Source organism: Gammaproteobacteria bacterium (assembly GCA_035501935.1).
In the GTDB taxonomy this organism is placed as follows: Bacteria; Pseudomonadota; Gammaproteobacteria; order JAJPIJ01; family JAJPIJ01; genus JAJPIJ01.
In genome coordinates, this window is record DATJVC010000030.1 from 39,979 (window position 1) to 56,974 (window position 16,996).

Genomic DNA, 16,996 nt, shown 5'->3' on the forward strand with positions numbered 1-16,996 from the left:
GCACTGTGCAACCGGATGCACGCCTAGTTTGAAACATTGAGAAAAGCCGCCCCATACATGGCGGTATCACCAGTTTCTATGAAAGAACAGCAATAATCAGACCAGATGAACCACTGAAAATAAGCCGGCTTTTATCGGGATTATTTTTTCTTGGGGGGCTTATTCAACAAGGAAAAACGCTGAAGGGTGAAAGTCGTGCTGGCACTGCCGAGCGTTTTACCGCCCGGGTCCCGCACCGTGGCCTCCACCGTATGCGTACCGCGATCCACATTGGTCAGGCTCATTTCCGTCGCGCCGCCCGGATCCCCCTGCGGCTGACCATCCATTGAAAATTGAATGGTGTCCCCGGCATTGAGGGGGGGATTCAGTTGCACGCTGATGTCAACGTTGCCCTCATTCTCGCGTATGGCCTCATCTCCCTTCGGGGAGATGAACGTGACTTCGTAATGCCTCGCTTCAGACGGTTGGGGCGAGGCGCCCGCCTTTTCCGGCTTGTCGGCCGGGATGGTGTCCACATCCTTGACCTTGATTTTCTCCGCACCCGCAGTGGGCTTATCGGAAAAATGTACGACCCCGTCCTTGTCCACCCATTTGTAAAGTTCTGTGTCGGCAACGGCGGTGGCCGCCCACAGCATGAGCAGAGAACCACCCACCACTCGCATAATTGTCATAGTCTGGAGCATAACCAAGGCCTGACAGGTAGACAAGAACCGGAGGGGTGGGTTTCGAGCTTGAAAAGAAAAGCCCCCGATCGGGGGCTTTTCTGTACCGTTGCTGAACGCTGGCGTGAGTTATGAACTGTAATACATGTCGAACTCGACTGGATGGGTGGTCATGCGGAAACGCGTCAATTCCTCGTGTTTCAGCCCCATGTACGATTCCAGGAAATCCTCCGAGAACACGCCGCCCTTGGTGAGGAAGTCGTGATCCTTCTCCAGGCAATCCAGCGCCATCTCCAGCGATGAGCAGACATTGGGTACCCGCTTGGCCTCCTTTGGCGGCAGGTCGTAGAGGTTCTTGTCGATCGGCTCGCCGGGATGGATCTTGTTCTGCACGCCATCCAGACCCGCCATCAGCATGGCCGCAAACGCCAGGTATGGATTGGCGGTTGGATCCGGGAAGCGCACCTCGACGCGGCGCGCCTTGGGATTGCTGACGAAAGGAATGCGGCAGGCCGCCGAGCGGTTGCGCCCGGAATAGGCCAGGTTGATCGGCGCCTCGAAACCCGGCACCAGTCGTTTGTAGCTGTTGGTGCCCGGGTTGGTGATGGCATTCAGCGCCTTGGCGTGTTTGATGATGCCGCCGATGTAGTACAGCGCAAACTCCGAGAGCCCGGAATAGCCGTCACCGGCGAACAGGTTTTTCCCACCCTTCCATACCGACTGGTGAACATGCATGCCGGAGCCGTTGTCGCCGACGATGGGTTTGGGCATGAAGGTGGCGGTCTTGCCGTAGGAATTCGCCACATTCCACACGGTATATTTCAGGATTTGCATCCAATCGGCCCGCTGAATGAGCGGCGCGAAGCGCGTGCCGATCTCATTCTGGCCGGCGGCAGCGACTTCATGATGATGCACCTCGACATCCACCCCCTGCTGCTCCAGCGCGAGGGAGATGGCGTTGCGAATGTCCTGCAGCGTGTCGGCGGGCGGCACCGGGAAGTAGCCGCCCTTGACCGGCGCGCGGTGCGCCATGTTGCCATCCTCATATTCGATGCCGGATGACCAGGGGGCCTCCTCGGATTTGATCTTGACCGAACTGCCGGACATGTCGATGTTCCAAGTCACACTGTCGAAAATGAAAAACTCGGGCTCCGGGCCGAAATAAGCGGTGTCGCCCAAGCCACTCGACTTAAGGAAGGCGTCGGCGCGCTTGGCGATGGTGCGTGGATCACGGTCGTACCCCTTGCCGTCGGAAGGTTCGACGACGTCGCAGGTGATGTTGAGCATCGGTTCATCAGTGAAGGGATCCATGCGCGCCGTGCTCGGATCCGGCATCAGCAGCATGTCCGACGCCTGGATGCCCTTCCAGCCGGCGATGGATGAACCGTCGAAGGCGTGGCCATCTTCAAATTTTTCCTTGGTGAAATACTTGACCGGCACGGTGACATGCTGTTCCTTGCCGCGGGTGTCGGTGAATCGGAGGTCAACGAATTTAACCTCCTTGTCCTTGATCATTTTTAGGACATTATCTGGTGTGGACATATACTCCTCCGCCTTCGTTAATCAGGTCATTGTTGAGATAAAAGCCCATAGCAAGGGAGCAAAACAGCATTTCCTGTGCCAGAAACAGGCGCAGAACACGACTGGATTCTCCGGGTACGCGGGCTGATTTTCGCACTACTATTGTGCAATAAAGTTGTTATTTGCACTATTATAGTGCTTAGAAGTTTATCGTGTCAGAATTGACTCGCCTATCATCAAATCGTCGAGGGACTCCCGACGGCGGATTAAATGGGCGGTTTCCCCTTCCACCATGACCTCAGCCGCACGTGGACGGGCATTATAGGTGGAACTCATGGAGAATCCATAGGCACCCGCTGATCGCACCGCCAGGAGGTCACCGCTCTCCAGTTTGAGCGATCGTCCCCTGCCCAGGAAATCGCCGGACTCACACACCGGCCCGACTACGTCATAAGACCGCACCACCCCCTGCTCCCGCGGCGACACCGGCACGATATCATGCCAGGCATCGTACAGCGCCGGACGGGTGAGATCGTTCATGGCGGCGTCGACGATGACAAAATTTTTGGAGCCAGCAGGCTTGAGATATTCCACGCGCGTGACGAGCACTCCGGCATTGCCGACGATGGCGCGCCCCGGCTCGAGCAGGATCTCATGGGGAAACCGGTCGGTGTGACGGCGGATGGCGGCGGCGTAATCCGCCACGCTGGGTGGCGTTTCATCGCGGTAACGAATGCCCAGTCCGCCGCCAATATCGATGTGCCGCAGCTCGATTCCCCGATGCGCCAGTTCTCCGAGAAGCTTGAACAGACGTTCCAGCGCATCGGCGAAGGGCCGGCTGTCGGTCAATTGCGATCCGATATGGCAGCCGATGCCGATGACCTCAATATGCGGCATCGCCGCAGCCCGCGCGTATATCCGCGCGGCCCCTGTCATGGCAATGCCGAACTTGTTTTCCTGCAGGCCGGTGGAAATATAGGGATGCGTACGGGCATCGACGTCCGGATTGATGCGCAGCGACACCGGCGCCTTTTTATCCAGTCTCCCGGCGATCTCGTTCAACCGTTCCAGTTCCGCTTCGGATTCGACGTTGAAACAGCGTATGCCCACTGTGAGCGCGCGTTCCATCTCCTCCCCGCGCTTGCCCACACCCGCGAACACGATGCACTCCGGCCTCCCGCCCGCGCGCAATACCCGCTCCAGTTCACCGACCGACACGATGTCAAATCCGGAGCCGAGGCGCGCCAATACGTTCAGCACCGCCAGATTGGCATTGGCCTTGACCGCGTAGCAAATCAAATGCGGGTGGCCGCTGAAAGCGGCGTCGAATTCGCGCCAGCGCGCCTCAATCGCGGCGCGCGAATACACATACACCGGCGTGCCGTGCTGACGCGCAATCCCGGCCAACGGCACGCCTTCGGCATACAGTTGCCGATCCCGGTAGGTGAACGGATCAGTCATCGAATAAACGAGGGAATGAACGCCGGGGCGGTTTTGTGATCCGGCAGATAGAGATCACCCTTCTGCCCGCAGCCGCATAACATCAGACTGATGCCTATAACTGCTACGAATGTGCGTGATAGACGGCTGATCATGGCTCGTGACCCCGAACGGTAACGGTGATCATGATAAAGTGATTGCCCGCGAATTCCCACCCCGCGCCATTTGCATGACCGCCAAACCCGGAAATTATCGTGCTGGTGAAGCGCCTGTCGTAATCGAACCCCCGGGCAGGCACGACGCCAGCGTCATCTGGCTGCACGGCCTGGGCGCAGACGGGCACGATTTCGAGGGCATCGTGCCGGAACTGGGCCTGCCCCGGCATCACGGCATCCGCTTCACCTTCCCGCACGCACCAAAGCGCCCGATCACCATCAACGGCGGCATGGTCATGCGCGGCTGGTACGACATCGCCGCGCCTGATCTGACCCTGCGCGAGGATGAAGCGGGATTACGCGATGCCGCCGCCATCGTCGAGGAATTCATCGCAACTGAGCGCGCGGCGGGCGTTGCCGCCGACCGCATAGTGTTGGCCGGATTCTCACAAGGCGGCGCGGTCGCCCTGTTCACCGGCCTGCGCCACTTCGAACGGCTGGCCGGGATAATGGCGCTTTCGACGTATTTGCCCCTACCTGGCAGTCTATCCGCCGAAGCGCACGACGCCAACCGCCAAACCCCCATCTTCATGGGGCACGGACTTTACGACCCGCTCATCCCTGTTTTTCATGGCCGGCATTCGGCCGAATTACTGCGCGCGGGGGGGCATGACGTCACGTGGCGCACCTATGCCATGCCGCACAGTGTCTGTGCCGAGGAGGTGCGTGAGCTCGCCCTCTGGCTCAAGGCGGAATTGCGATAGCGAGTTATCGTTTAGCTGGAGCTCGCCACCTGCGTGGGGATCGCATTGCCGATGCGGGTCACGCGATTGCAGGCATCCACGTAAACCAGCCGCGGCTTGAAGCGGGCGGCCTGCTGTTCATCAAGCGCGGCATAGGCGCAGACGATGATTTCGTCCCGGGGCCTGGCCTTGTGCGCGGCGGCGCCGTTGATGGAAATAATCCCCGATCCGGGTTCCGCGGGCATGGCATAGGTGGTGAAACGTTCGCCGTTGGCGAGATTGTAGACCTGGATCTGTTCGTACTCGCGGATGCCGGCCGCCTCCATGAGCCGCAGGTCGATGGCGCAGGAACCTTCGTAGTCAAGTTCGGCGTGGGTCACACGCACACGGTGTAATTTGCATTTGAGCAGGGTGATCTGCATATCGATTTCCCAATCTGACGGAATCAAAAATAGCTTAGCATCTAGCGGCGGGTGGAGGAACGACGATGATCCCCCCTGCGGCCTGGCGGGCGCCGGCCACCGCCGCCGGACCGTCCATGCGTGTGGTCATGACGGCGCGGTCGCGGTTTGCGGGGCGGGAGTTCGGCCAGTATTCCCGTGCCGATCTGGCCGGTCGGGATTTTGTGGCCGACGTATTCCTCAATGTCCATCAGCGAATAGACGTACTCCTCGCAGGCGAAGGTGATGGCGTCGCCGCTGGCGCCGGCGCGGGCGGTACGGCCGATGCGATGCACGTAATCCTCGCCGTTCTGCGGCAGGTCGTAGTTGATGACGTGGCTGACGCCGGGGATGTGGAGGCCGCGCGCGGCCACGTCGGTCGCGACCAGAATGGGCAATTCCCCGCGCGTGAAGCGCGCCAGCAGCGACTGCCGCTTCTTCTGCGGCACGTCGCCGGATAACACGCGCGCCTCGATGTCCTGCTCACGCAATACGTCGGAAACCTCCTCCGCCACGCGTTTGGTGTTGACGAAGATGAGCGTACGCGCCGGATTGATCTGTCGCAGCAGGCCGACCAGCAACGACAGTTTCTGTTCGCTCTCGATGTGATACAGCACCTGCTTGACGCTGTCGACCGTCACCTGATCGGGATTGATTTCCACCACGCGCGGGTTGTTCATGTGTTCATAAGCCAGCTCATGCACCCGCAGGCTGAGCGTGGCCGAAAACAGCATGGATAGGCGCTGCTCCGGATCGGGCATGCGGCGCAACAAGAAGCGGATGTCCTTGATGAAGCCCAGATCGAACATGCGATCAGCCTCGTCCAGCACCATCACCTCGATGGCCCGGAGGTCGAAGACGTGCTGCTTGAAGTAATCGATGACGCGCCCCGGCGTGCCGATGAGGACATCCACGCCCGCGCGCAACTCGGCGCGTTGCGCGTCGTAATCCACGCCGCCATAGATCAGGCTGAATTTGAAGGGCGTGAACTGACCCAATTGCAACGCATCCTTGTGGATTTGAATCGCCAGTTCGCGCGTGGGCGCCAGCACGATGGCGCGCGGCTGGTTGGGCTTGCGGCCGTGCGGTTCCGGCCGTTTCAACAGGCGATCCATCAACGCCAGCAGGAAGGCTGCGGTCTTGCCGGTGCCGGTCTGCGCCTGTCCGGCGACATCCTGGCCGGCCAGCGCGATCGGAAGGGCCGCGGACTGGATCGGCGTGCAGCGGCTGAAACCGGCGGCGGCGATGCCCTGTAACAAAGCGGGATGCAAATCAAGCTCTTGAAAGGTTTTTTCCATGTCCATTTTCAAAATATGAGCCAACTAGCATAACGCAATTCCCGACGCCAACGGGGGTCGCGCTTGCAAGTAAGGCTCGCTTGCATCGAAAATGTCCCTTGCGCAATTCATACAAGAAAGGTTCACCCATTCCATGAGCAGTCCCAACGTCGTCCATGCCACTGATGCCAGTTTCGAAGCCGATGTCCTGAACGCCACCCTGCCGGTGCTGGTGGATTACTGGGCGGAATGGTGCGGCCCCTGCCGCATGATCGCACCCATCCTCGATGAGATTGCCAACAGCTATGCCGGCAAGCTTAAGGTGGCCAAAGTGAACGTGGATGAAAACCGCGACACCGCCACCAAATACGGCATCCGCGGCATTCCCACCTTGATGATTTTCAAGGACGGCAACATCGCCGCCACCAAGGTGGGCGCGCTGTCCAAGTCGCAACTGGCGGCCTTTGTCGACAGCAATATTTGAATCCATGCCCCGTCATGGCGGCGGGGCTGGACGGGAGCCCAAGGGCGTGCTAGTTTAAGCAACAAGCTGTAATTGCAGTCCGCCGGTTCCGGCCCAAACTTCCATCAACTTCTTCCCCGCGCGGATCGTCCCGCCGGCTTCAATTCATTCAAATCGCGCTATTCGACATGAACCTGACAGAACTCAAACGCAAGCCCGCCTCCGAACTCATCAACCTTGCCGAGACCATGGGCATCGAGGGCGCCGCCCGCTCCCGCAAACAGGACGTCATCTTCGGCATCTTGAAGGGCCACGCCAAAAAGGGCGAAGAAATCTGGGGCGACGGTGTGTTGGAGATTTTGCAGGACGGTTTTGGCTTCCTGCGCACGGCGGACGGCTCGTATCTGGCCGGTCCGGACGACATCTACGTCAGCCCATCGCAGATCCGCCGTTTCAACCTGCGCACCGGCGACACCATCTCCGGCACCATCCGACCGCCGAAGGAAGGCGAACGCTATTTCGCCCTGCTCAAGGTCAACGAGATCAACTTCGAGCCGCCGGAGAACGCCAAGAACAAGGTCCTGTTCGAGAACCTGACGCCGCTGTTCGCCAACAAGCGGCTGAAGCTCGAGCGCGGCAACGGCAGCACGGAGGACCTGACACCGCGCGTCATCGATCTGGTGGCGCCCATCGGCAAGGGCCAGCGCGGTCTCATCGTGTCGCCGCCGAAGGCCGGCAAGACCATGCTGCTGCAGGCCATCGCCCAGTCCATCGTGACCAACCACCCGGAGTGCTATCTCATCGTGCTGCTCATCGACGAGCGCCCGGAGGAGGTCACCGAGATGGAGCGTTCGGTGAAGGGCGAGGTGGTATCCAGCACCTTCGACGAGCCCGCCACCCGCCACGTGCAGGTCGCCGAGATGGTGATCGAAAAGGCCAAGCGGCTGGTCGAGCACAAACGCGACGTCGTCATCCTGCTCGACTCCATCACGCGCCTGGCGCGCGCCTACAACACCGTGATCCCCTCCTCCGGCAAGGTGCTGACCGGCGGCGTCGACGCCAACGCCCTGCAGAAGCCCAAGCGCTTCTTCGGCGCCGCGCGCAACATCGAGGAGGGTGGTTCGCTCACCATCATCGCCACCGCGCTGATCGACACCGGCTCGCGCATGGACGAGGTGATCTACGAGGAATTCAAGGGCACCGGCAACATGGAACTGCACCTGGAGCGCAAGATCTCCGAACGCCGCATCTTCCCCTCCATCAACATCAACCGTTCCGGCACCCGCCGCGAGGAACTGCTGGTCCCGCCGGATGAATTGCAGAAGACCTGGATCCTGCGCAAGCTGCTGTCGCCGATGGAGGAAGTGGCGGCCATCGAATTCCTGCTGGAGCGCCTCAAGGTCACCAAGAATAACGCCGAGTTTTTCGATTCGATGAAGCGCACGTCTTAGGAAGACCCGAAAAAGTCCTTCCCGAATTTTCAGCGCCTGGAGGATATTGCGGTGAGAATGCCCTGCATGATCGCCGTCGGCGTGGGGGGACACCCGGGCACGGCGACATCCACAGGAATGACGTTCGCCACGCGGCCGCAGCTGGCGTAGCTCTCGCCAAAAACACCCCCGGTGCACCCGCAATCCCCGATCGCCACCACGAGCTTTGGCTCCGGCGTCGCGTCGTAGGTGCGCTTCAACGCCTCCTCCATGTGCCGTGACACCGGGCCGGTCACCAGGAGCAAGTCGGCATGACGCGGGCTGGCGACAAACTTGATGCCGAGCCGTTCCAAGTTGTAGTAGGGGCTGTTGCAGGCATGGATCTCGAGCTCGCAACCATTGCACGAGCCCGCGTCCACGTGACGAATGGCAAGCGAGCGGCCGAAATGTTTGGCAATGACCGCAGGAAGTCGTTGCTCGATCTGGCGCAGCGCCGCATCGGCCGGCGGCGCCGGCTCGCTGACGATGCCGATCTTCGCAATTTGCTTCAGCAGTTCGTACATGCGCTAGAGATCCTGTCCGCTGTAGCTCAAATTGAATGATTTGTTGATCAAGGGGAAATCAGGGACGATGTTGCCGAGCACCGCGCGCTCCAGCAACGGCCAGTTCTGCCACGACGGGTCGTGTGGATGCAGCCGATGGATGCGATTGCCCTCCGCCGTGTCGAGCGCGATCAAGACTTCGCCGCGCCAGCCCTCGACCCAGCCGACGCCGCGCCGTCCGCCCGGACAGTCGGCGATCGGAACGCATATCTCACCCTCCGGCAGCTGGCTCGCCAGCGCCTGCACCAACCGTATCGACTCGAACACTTCATCGAAGCGAACCGAAGCGCGGGCGGCGACATCGCCGCGCGTATGCGAGGCCATGCGCACATCAACCTGCCGCCACGGTGGAATGGGAAGATCGACCCGCAGATCGTGCCTGATGCCGCTCGCGCGGCCGGCGAGGCCCGTCATGTCCATCTTCTCGGCCAGCGCGGGCGGCACCTGCCCGGTCATGATGAAGCGATCCTGCATGCCGGCATGCTCGTCATAAATCGAGCGCAGTATTCCGACTTCGCTCCTGAGTCGATCGATAAAACTAATCAGCCGGCCGGCCTCTTCCCGCGCAAGATCACGCGCGACGCCACCCGGCACGATCAGGTCCATCAGATAGCGGTGACCGAAGAGTGCGGCGTTCAGCCGCAGCAGATCCTCCTTCAGCCGCCAGAACTGGAAAAATCCGAACGTCAGGGCGACATCGTTGCCGAGATAGCCCAGATCGCCCAGATGATTGGCGATGCGCTCGAGTTCGAGCAGGATCCCGCGCAGCACCAGTGAGCGCAGCGGTGGTTCGACGCCGGCTGCGCCCTCAACCGCCATGGCGTAGGCCCAGGCATAAGCGACCGTTGAGTCACCGCTCACGCGGCCCGCCAGCCGCGCACCCTCCTCCAGGGTCTTTGTCTCAAACAGTTTTTCGATCGCCTTGTGCTTGTAACCCAGGCGCTCCTCAAGCCGCAGGATGGTCTCTCCGACGATCGAGAAACGGAAGTGTCCCGGCTCAATGGTGCCGGCATGCACCGGGCCCACCGGGATTTCATGCACGCCCTCCCCCCCCACCCTGACGAACGGATACAGATCCTCGGATTTTGGAAAGCCGCCGGCGATGTCGAACTCCTTGCGCAGCGGGAACACCCCGCCCGGCCAGGCGCGATGCCGCAGCCATTTGCGATGGTCCGGGCCGTCGTGGGCGTGGATGCCGAGCAGGTCGTAGGCGGCCCGTTGCATGCGATTTGCGCATGGATAGATGTCGGCGATGCTTGGATATCGCGGGTGCTCGCGCGGCAGCGCCGCCGTAAGCCACAACAAACCCGACGGCAGCGCAAGCGCCAGATGCAGCGCATAACCCGCGCCGCGCTGCGTTTCGTCGCTGCCCCACAGCGCAACCAGCCGGGCCTTGTGCGCGCGGGCCTGTTCACACACGGCGCGCAATTCGGTCACCGTGACCGGGGCGCGAAACGCCGGCATCGCCCCCGGAAGCGGCTGGATGTCAATCGGCAGTTCAGCGAGTCGCACGATTCCTCCGTTCAGCCGATGAGCGCCGCCGCCTGCCGGTACCAGCCGACGAGATAGGGCGGGATATACAGCCCGAGTATCAGTACGATCGCCAGGTGCACAAACACCGGAATGAGCGCCGGAGGGTGCGGCAGCCGGCGCGCGCTGGTTTCACCAAATACCATCGGTTGCACCTTGCCCAGAATCGCCGCGAACGCGACACCGAGCGCCATCAGCAAAAACGGGGTCGCCCACGGGTGTTCGTGCATCGCGGTCGTGAGTATCATGAATTCGCTGGTGAACACGCCGAAGGGCGGCATGCCGAGGATGGCGAGGCTGCCAAGCGCCAGGCCCCAGCCCACGGTGGGGCTCTGTTCGATGAGCCCCCGGATGTCCGCCATGTTCTGCGTGCCGGTCTTCTGCGCGGCATGGCCGACGGTGAAGAAGATCGCGCTCTTGGTGAGTGAATGCACCGTCATGTGCAGCAGCCCGGCAAAGGCGGCCACCGCGCCACCCATGCCGAAGGCAAAGGTCATCATGCCCATATGCTCGACCGAGGAGTAGGCGAACATGCGCTTGATATCCTTCTGCCGCGACAGAAAAAATGCCGCGACCACGACCGATAAAAGTCCGAAGCCCATCATCAAGCCGCCGGAGAAATGATGCCCGAGCGCGCCGTCGACCAGCATCTTGCTGCGCACCACCGCGTATAACGCCACGTTGAGCAGCAGGCCGGAGAGCACTGCCGAGATCGGGGTGGGACCTTCCGCGTGGGCGTCCGGCAGCCAGTTGTGCAACGGCACCAGACCCACCTTGGTGCCGAAGCCGATCAGCAGGAATACAAAAGCGAGCGACAACACCGTCGGCTCGAGCTGCAGGCGGACCTCGTACAGGTGCGTCCACAGCAGTGACGTGCCGCCGGGGCCCAGGACCTTTTCTGCGGCGAAATAAAGCAGGATGACCCCGAAGAACGCCTGCGCGATGCCGACCGAGCACAGGATGAAATATTTCCACGCCGCCTCCAGGCTCGCCGGCGTGCGGTACAGCGACACCAGCAGCACGGTGGAGAGCGTCGCGCCCTCCATCGCCACCCATAGCACGCCGACGTTGTTGGAGAGCAGGCACAACAGCATGGTGAAGGTGAACAGCTGGTACATGCTGTGGTAGAGCCGCAGACGGGCCGGGTTCACCCGCCCGTGATGCGCCTCGATGCGCATGTAGGGGCGGCTGAACAGGGTGGTCGTGAATCCGACAAAGGCGATCAGCGCGACCAGGAAGACGTTGAATGAATCGACGAAAAACTGCTCCTGCATCACCGTCATCGGGCCGCGGGCGATGACCCTGGCCGTGAGCTGTGCCGCGGCGGCAAAAGTGAGGAAACTCATCAGTGCGTTCAACTCCGGCGCCCAGCGCCTGTGGCCCGCGAGAGCAAGCAGCAGACAACCGAACAGCGGGATGCCGAGGACGATCATGATTTCCATCTCAATCTTCCTTGAGTTTTTCCATATGCCGGATATCGAGGCTGTCGAATTGTTCACGGATGTGAAACAGGAAGATGCCGAAAATGAACGTGCACATCAGTACATCGAGCGCCACGCCCAATTCCACCACCAGCGGCATGCCGTAGGTGGCGCTGGTGGCGGCAAAAAACAAGCCGTTCTCCATGGCCAGAAAGCCGATCACCTGCGGCACCGCCTTGCGCCGCACGATCATCATGAGAAAGGAGATCAGGATGCTGGCCATTGCAATCCCCAGGGTCGAACGCGTGAATGTGCCGGCCATTTGTGAAATCGGCGCGGCCAGGGCAAAAGCGAAGATCACCAGTCCAATGCCGATGAGCATCGTGACGGGTATGTTGATCAACGTCTCGACGTCCCAGCGCACCTGCAACTGGTCAATCAGGTGATGCAACACCCAGGGAATCAGGATGACCTTGAGCAGCACGGTGAGCCCGGCGGAAAAGTAAAGATGGGCCTGGTCGGTCACATACGCGACAGTCGCCGTGGAGGCGGCCAGCACTGCGCCCTGCCAGGCAAACAGTTTGATCAGCGTCAAGACGCGGCGTTGCGACAACATGGCAAACGCAATCAGCAGCAGGAGTGCCGCAAGCAGGCTGACGAACTGGTTGATGAGCGAGTGGTCCATGTCAGGTCAGCGTGAGGAAGTGAGTCAGCATGCCAAGCACCGCGAGCAGGAATGCGGCCGACAGGAACTCGGGCGCCAGCAACAGCCGCACTTTGGCGAACAGCGTTTCAATCAGCGCCAAACCCGCGCCGCCGATGGCGAGTTTCACCACGAGCGCGACGACCGCCAGCGGCAGCGCGGACCAGTCGCCGGCCCCGGTGATGCCCCAGGGTAGGAACAGCGCGATGCCGATGGCCATGTAGGCGAACAGCTTGATCGCCACCGCCCACTCGATCAACGCCAGATGCCGGGCCGAGTATTCAAGGATCAAGGCCTCGTGCACCATGGTGAGTTCGAGATGCGTGGTCGGATTGTCGATCGGAATGCGGGCGTTCTCGGCCAGCAACACCATGAGGAAGGCCGCGGCGGCGAAGGCGAGGCCGGGGTAGATGGCGAATTCACGGTGTCCGAGCGTGTCGACGATGGTGGTGAGCTGGGTCGAGCCGGAAATGAAGGCGGCGGTAAACAGCGTCATCAGCATGGCGGGCTCGGCGAGAAATCCGATCAGCATCTCGCGCCGCGCGCCCAGACCGCCGAACGCGGTGCCGATGTCCATCGCCGCCAGCGCCGCGAACACCCGCGCCAGGGCGAACACGCCGACCAGCGCGATGATGTCGGCCGCCGGGGCGGACGGCAGGCCGGTGGCCAGTACCGGAACGATACCCGCGGCCAGCCACATGCAACCAAACAGGATGTAAGGCGTCAGGTGAAACAGCCACGAGGCGTTGTGCGCGATCACGGCATCCTTGTGGAACAGCTTCGCCAGCGTGTAGTAAGGCAGCAGAATTGAGGGTGCCGAGCGGTTCTGCAACCAGGCACGGCACTGGTTGACCCAGCCCGTGAGCAGCGGCGCGGCGAGCACCACGAACACCGATTGCAGGATCTGGAACGCCACGCCGGCCGGGAGATTCATCGCACGAACACCAGCAAGGTGATAAGGGTGAGGAAGCTGTAAAGCAGATAAATGCTGATCCTGCCCTGCTGCAACAACGCGATCTTCGACGACATGAATTCGACCCCCCGCGCCACCGGCAAATACAGCCAGTGCCAGTGACGATCCTCGATCTTGAGCGAGAACCGGGGCGAGGCATCATCCGGGGCGGGCAGGTGGGGATGCATGAGGTAAAGCGGGCCGAAGACATGGCGGATCGGCTGGCCGAAGGCGTCGGCGGTGTCCTGCATGCGCGGCGTCTGCGCCGGAAAGCCGCAGTCCCAGGGATCGGCGCGGCGTATGCGGCCGTGGTAGAAGCGGCGCACCAGCAAAAACGTCAACAGCGTCACGGTGACGATCACAACGAGAAAAATGACGGGCGAATAACTGGCCTGCTCCGGCGCGGTGGGCACCAGCCATAGCCAGCTCGATTCCAGGGCGGCGTCGGACAATCCCTGTCGCGTCAGCGAGACACCGACGCGGTTCAACATCAGCAGGAACGAGGTCGGGAACAGACCAAGCACAAAACAGCCGGCGGCAAGCCAGGCCATGCCGGTACGCTCCCAGCCGCCCGCGTCATGGCCGCCGCCGGGCGCATGGACTGCGCGTCCGGCCTCGCGCGGCTGGCCGAGGAAGGCGACGCCGAATACTTTCACGAAGCACATCGCAGTGAGTGCGCCGGCAAGGGCCAGCGCCGCCGCGAACAGCGGCAGCAGGCTGCGCACACTGCCGTTTTGCAGGATCGGCGCCTGCAACGCCGTCTGAAAGGTGAGCCATTCCGACACGAAGCCGTTGAGCGGCGGCAGCGCGGAAATGGCCAGCGCCCCGACGAGAAAATAGAACGCCGTCCTCGGCATGCTGCGAATCAATCCACCCATGGTGTTCAAATTGCGCAGCCCTGTGGAATGCAGAATCGAGCCCGCACCGAGGAACAGGAGCCCCTTGAACACCGCGTGGTTGAGCGTGTGATAAAGCGCCGCGATCAAACCGAGCACGCCGGCCGCGGGATGACCGAAGCCGATGAATACCATCGACATGCCGAGCCCCAGCAGGATGATGCCGATGTTCTCCACCGAATGGTAGGCAAGCAGCCGCTTCAGATCGTGCTGCATCAGCGCATAGAGCACGCCGAACAGCGTCGTGCCGGCGCCGATCACGAGCACCACCATTCCCCATTCCCAGCGCACGCCGCCGATGAGATCGTAGATGACGCGCACCATTCCATAGATCGCGGTCTTGATCATGATGCCACTCATCAACGCCGAGACCGGCGACGGCGCGGCCGGATGCGCCTCGGGCAGCCAGGCGTGCAGGGGGATAATCCCGGCCTTGGCGCCAAAACCGAAAAACGCCAGCAGGAACGCAATACTCGCCCACGATGGCGAGAGGTTGGCGGCGCGCAGCGCCCCAAACGTGTAGTCGCCGTGACCGCCGTTCATCACGCCGAAGCAGAGCAGGATTGCGATCGCGCCCAGATGCGCGATGAGCAGGTATAGAAATCCCGCGCTGCGGTTCGCGGGCAGCTTATGGTCGGTGATGACGAGAAAATACGAGGACAGCGCCATCGTCTCCCACGCCACCATGAACAGGTAGGCATCGTCGGCCAGCATGACGCAGGCCATGCTGGCGAGGAAGACATGATATTGCAGGCAAATAAGCGCGAGCCGGCCAGCAGCCTCCCCGCGAAAATAGCCCGCGGCATATACGGAAATGCCCGACGAAACCGCGCCAAGCAGCATCAGGAAAAACCCCGCCAGGGGGTCCAGCCGCAGATGGAAGGGAAGATCTGGCAGACCCAGGGGTAGGGTCATGGTCTGCGGCGGCAGCCATATGGCCTGCAGGCCGAAAACGGCGAGCGCAACGCCCGCCAGCGCGCCCACAGGGAACAAAAACCGCGTCATGCCACGCAGGCGATGGGGGATCACCAAACCCAGCAATCCCGCTGCGAGCCAGTGCAGAACTGCACCGATCACGAGGGTGATCAATGGAGCAGACGTCATGATTTTTTACTATGAATTTGAAATATTCGGTGAGTCTGGCATTGCCATACGCCAATATGACATACCTTCAACCCGGCGGCCAAGTAAACGGGCGGCCGCCGAGGAGGTGGATATGCAGATGAAACACCGTCTGGCCCGCGCCCTCGCCGTTGTTCACCACCAGCCGGTAGGCATCCTCGTAACCCTGATCCTTCGCGATTTGGGCAGCCTTCAGCAGCATGTGCCCCAGCACCGCTTGATCCGCAGCGGTTGCATCCGCCAGCTTGGCTATGGGCTTTTTCGGAATGATGAGCACGTGCATAGGCGCGCGCGGTGCGACATCATGAAACGCCAGACACAAATCATCTTCGTGGACGATTTTTGCCGGAATTTCCTTGTCGATGATTTTTGCGAATATCGTCTTGGACATATTACCTCCCTCACCCTGCCGCCGCAGCCTCGGATTGATAGTATTTCATCAGTATGGCGGCCACCTCCGGGCGCGCAAACTCGGTGGGCAGCGGCTGACCGGCGGCCAGCATCTCCCTCACCCTGGTGCCCGACAGATCGACGAAGTCTTCCGGCGTGTGCCCCGGCGCGTCGCGCTTCATGACCACACGGCCGAGTTTTTTTGAATAGGCCGTATTGTCGGCGCCGAAGATTTTAATTTTCAGCGCATCCTTCGGCACCTCCTTTTCGAAAATGGCCTGTGCGTCGAACGGGCCGTAGTAGCTGCCGACGCCGGCGTGATCGCGGCCGACGATGAGGTGCGTGCAGCCGGCGTTCTGGCGGAACACGGCGTGCAACACCGCCTCGCGCGGCCCGGCGTAAAGCATGTCGAATCCGTAGCCGGTTACCATCACCGAATTCGGCGGGAAATAGAGTTCGACCATCTTGCGGATGGCGGCGTTGCGCACCGGCGCGGGGATGTCGCCGCTCTTCAGCTTGCCGAGCAGCATGTGAATGAGGATGCCGTCCGCATGCACCGCCTCCTTGGCCATCTTGCACAACTCTTCATGCGCGCGGTGCATGGGATTGCGGGTCTGGAACGCCACCACCGTCTGCCAGCCGCGCTGCTTGATTTCATCGCGGATCTGCACGGCGGTGCGGAAGGTATCCGGGAAATCCTGTTCGAAATAGCTGTAGTTCAACACCTGGACGGGGCCGGAGACAAGATATCTGCCCAGACTGAGGAAAGTGGCGACGCCGGGATGTTTCGGATCGAGGGTGCGGAAAACGTTCTCCGCGACCTGCTTCATCTGCGCTTCACTGACTTCTTCAATGGCGTCCACTTTCTGCACCGCCAGCACGGGGTTGCCGGGCATGTTCGGATCGCGCAGAGCGATGCGTGCCTTGCCCCGGATGGCGGCGATATCGCCGGTCAGATTGACGATGGGCACCGGCCAGAACAATCCGGCCGTGGTGCGCATGTGCCTGGCGACGCTCAGCATGTCGGCCAGATTCATATATCCGGTCAGCGGATTGAAGTAACCGGCGCCCAGCATGACGGCGTTGGCAGCAGCGGCGGAATTGAGCAGCAGCGAGGGCAGGCCCTCCGCCTCCCTCGTCAGTGCCGTGCGAGCAGCCGGGTCCGCGACAAACAGTGGGTTCAGGGTTGCCGAGCCATGCGGGGTAATCATTCAGTTTCTCCTTGTATCAAGCATCATGAAAGGCGCGT

17 protein-coding genes are annotated in these 16,996 nt (G+C 61.5%); 3 read left to right on the plus strand and 14 right to left on the minus strand.

The genetic code is table 11. The annotated features are described in order from the left end of the window. Positions 1-140: 140 nt before the first annotated feature. The 4 genes from VMH34_07970 to VMH34_07985 all read right to left on the minus strand — a co-directional run bounded on the left by VMH34_07970 (position 141) and on the right by VMH34_07985 (position 3,778). Entirely contained in the window at positions 141-671 is a 531-nt protein-coding gene (locus tag VMH34_07970; protein ID HTT08712.1) for a DUF4124 domain-containing protein, read from the minus strand. 120 nt (positions 672-791) lie between these two features. Further along, complete coding sequence (gene glnA, locus VMH34_07975; protein HTT08713.1) at positions 792-2,204, minus strand: type I glutamate--ammonia ligase; 1,413 nt, start codon at positions 2,202-2,204, stop codon at positions 792-794. Between the two features lie 186 nt (positions 2,205-2,390). Next, positions 2,391-3,644: a diaminopimelate decarboxylase gene (gene lysA, locus VMH34_07980; GenBank protein ID HTT08714.1), complete on the minus strand. Its 1,254-nt coding sequence runs from the start codon at positions 3,642-3,644 to the stop codon at positions 2,391-2,393. Then, positions 3,641-3,778, minus strand: a complete 138-nt coding sequence (locus tag VMH34_07985) for a lipoprotein (GenBank protein HTT08715.1) — start codon at positions 3,776-3,778, stop codon at positions 3,641-3,643. The genes lysA and VMH34_07985 overlap by 4 nt, the downstream gene beginning before the upstream one ends. A 74-nt stretch (positions 3,779-3,852) precedes the next feature. On the opposite strand from VMH34_07985, the gene VMH34_07990 reads away from it, so the two are divergent. Next, entirely contained in the window at positions 3,853-4,542 is a 690-nt protein-coding gene (locus VMH34_07990; protein HTT08716.1) for an alpha/beta fold hydrolase, read from the plus strand. An 11-nt stretch (positions 4,543-4,553) separates the two neighbouring features. Here the strand turns inward: VMH34_07990 and panD are convergent, their stop codons facing one another. Together panD and VMH34_08000 are read right to left on the minus strand one after the other, a co-directional pair. Next, entirely contained in the window at positions 4,554-4,943 is a 390-nt protein-coding gene (gene panD / locus VMH34_07995) for an aspartate 1-decarboxylase (GenBank protein ID HTT08717.1), read from the minus strand. A gap of 41 nt (positions 4,944-4,984) precedes the next feature. Then, positions 4,985-6,259, minus strand: coding sequence for a DEAD/DEAH box helicase (locus tag VMH34_08000; GenBank protein HTT08718.1), 1,275 nt, complete (start codon positions 6,257-6,259; stop codon positions 4,985-4,987). Between the two features lie 133 nt (positions 6,260-6,392). Here VMH34_08000 and trxA point away from each other — a divergent pair, with 133 nt between their 5' ends. Further along, entirely contained in the window at positions 6,393-6,722 is a 330-nt protein-coding gene (gene trxA, locus VMH34_08005) for a thioredoxin TrxA (protein ID HTT08719.1), read from the plus strand. A 167-nt stretch (positions 6,723-6,889) separates the two neighbouring features. Beyond that, entirely contained in the window at positions 6,890-8,152 is a 1,263-nt protein-coding gene (gene rho / locus VMH34_08010) for a transcription termination factor Rho (protein ID HTT08720.1), read from the plus strand. Positions 8,153-8,181: 29 nt separating this feature from the next. On the opposite strand, the gene VMH34_08015 is transcribed toward rho, so the two are convergent. The 8 genes from VMH34_08015 to sat form a co-directional block, all read right to left on the minus strand. Further along, complete coding sequence (locus tag VMH34_08015; protein ID HTT08721.1) at positions 8,182-8,694, minus strand: NADH-quinone oxidoreductase subunit B family protein; 513 nt, start codon at positions 8,692-8,694, stop codon at positions 8,182-8,184. Positions 8,695-8,697: 3 nt separating this feature from the next. After that, positions 8,698-10,245 (minus strand): NADH-quinone oxidoreductase subunit C, encoded by a 1,548-nt coding sequence (locus VMH34_08020; protein ID HTT08722.1) that lies wholly within the window; start codon positions 10,243-10,245, stop codon positions 8,698-8,700. 11 nt (positions 10,246-10,256) lie between these two features. After that, on the minus strand, positions 10,257-11,705 hold the full coding sequence (locus VMH34_08025) for a hydrogenase 4 subunit F (GenBank protein HTT08723.1): 1,449 nt from the start codon (positions 11,703-11,705) through the stop codon (positions 10,257-10,259). A gap of 1 nt (position 11,706) precedes the next feature. After that, positions 11,707-12,369, minus strand: coding sequence for a formate hydrogenlyase (locus VMH34_08030; protein HTT08724.1), 663 nt, complete (start codon positions 12,367-12,369; stop codon positions 11,707-11,709). Between the two features lies 1 nt (position 12,370). Then, positions 12,371-13,321, minus strand: a complete 951-nt coding sequence (locus VMH34_08035) for an NADH-quinone oxidoreductase subunit H (GenBank protein ID HTT08725.1) — start codon at positions 13,319-13,321, stop codon at positions 12,371-12,373. Further along, complete coding sequence (gene hyfB, locus VMH34_08040; protein HTT08726.1) at positions 13,318-15,339, minus strand: hydrogenase 4 subunit B; 2,022 nt, start codon at positions 15,337-15,339, stop codon at positions 13,318-13,320. The genes VMH34_08035 and hyfB overlap by 4 nt, the downstream gene beginning before the upstream one ends. Positions 15,340-15,406: 67 nt before the next feature. Beyond that, complete coding sequence (locus VMH34_08045) at positions 15,407-15,748, minus strand: histidine triad nucleotide-binding protein (GenBank protein HTT08727.1); 342 nt, start codon at positions 15,746-15,748, stop codon at positions 15,407-15,409. 10 nt (positions 15,749-15,758) lie between these two features. Beyond that, entirely contained in the window at positions 15,759-16,958 is a 1,200-nt protein-coding gene (gene sat, locus VMH34_08050; protein ID HTT08728.1) for a sulfate adenylyltransferase, read from the minus strand. Positions 16,959-16,996: the final 38 nt, after the last annotated feature.

Bases quoted from the DNA above. Each gene is read 5' to 3' on its own strand.
- trxA (HTT08719.1), top strand. From the start codon at position 6,393: ATGAGCAGTCCCAACGTCGTCCATGCCACTGATGCCAGTTTCGAAGCC.
- hyfB (HTT08726.1), bottom strand. From the start codon at position 15,339: ATGACGTCTGCTCCATTGATCACCCTCGTGATCGGTGCAGTTCTGCAC.
- VMH34_07990 (HTT08716.1), top strand. From the start codon at position 3,853: ATGACCGCCAAACCCGGAAATTATCGTGCTGGTGAAGCGCCTGTCGTA.
- panD (HTT08717.1), bottom strand. From the start codon at position 4,943: ATGCAGATCACCCTGCTCAAATGCAAATTACACCGTGTGCGTGTGACC.
- VMH34_08045 (HTT08727.1), bottom strand. From the start codon at position 15,748: ATGTCCAAGACGATATTCGCAAAAATCATCGACAAGGAAATTCCGGCA.
- sat (HTT08728.1), bottom strand. From the start codon at position 16,958: ATGATTACCCCGCATGGCTCGGCAACCCTGAACCCACTGTTTGTCGCG.
- glnA (HTT08713.1), bottom strand. From the start codon at position 2,204: ATGTCCACACCAGATAATGTCCTAAAAATGATCAAGGACAAGGAGGTT.
- lysA (HTT08714.1), bottom strand. From the start codon at position 3,644: ATGACTGATCCGTTCACCTACCGGGATCGGCAACTGTATGCCGAAGGC.
- VMH34_08035 (HTT08725.1), bottom strand. From the start codon at position 13,321: ATGAATCTCCCGGCCGGCGTGGCGTTCCAGATCCTGCAATCGGTGTTC.
- VMH34_08025 (HTT08723.1), bottom strand. From the start codon at position 11,705: ATGGAAATCATGATCGTCCTCGGCATCCCGCTGTTCGGTTGTCTGCTG.
- VMH34_07970 (HTT08712.1), bottom strand. From the start codon at position 671: ATGACAATTATGCGAGTGGTGGGTGGTTCTCTGCTCATGCTGTGGGCG.
- VMH34_08030 (HTT08724.1), bottom strand. From the start codon at position 12,369: ATGGACCACTCGCTCATCAACCAGTTCGTCAGCCTGCTTGCGGCACTC.
- VMH34_08015 (HTT08721.1), bottom strand. From the start codon at position 8,694: ATGTACGAACTGCTGAAGCAAATTGCGAAGATCGGCATCGTCAGCGAG.
- VMH34_07985 (HTT08715.1), bottom strand. From the start codon at position 3,778: ATGATCAGCCGTCTATCACGCACATTCGTAGCAGTTATAGGCATCAGT.
- VMH34_08000 (HTT08718.1), bottom strand. From the start codon at position 6,259: ATGGAAAAAACCTTTCAAGAGCTTGATTTGCATCCCGCTTTGTTACAG.
- rho (HTT08720.1), top strand. From the start codon at position 6,890: ATGAACCTGACAGAACTCAAACGCAAGCCCGCCTCCGAACTCATCAAC.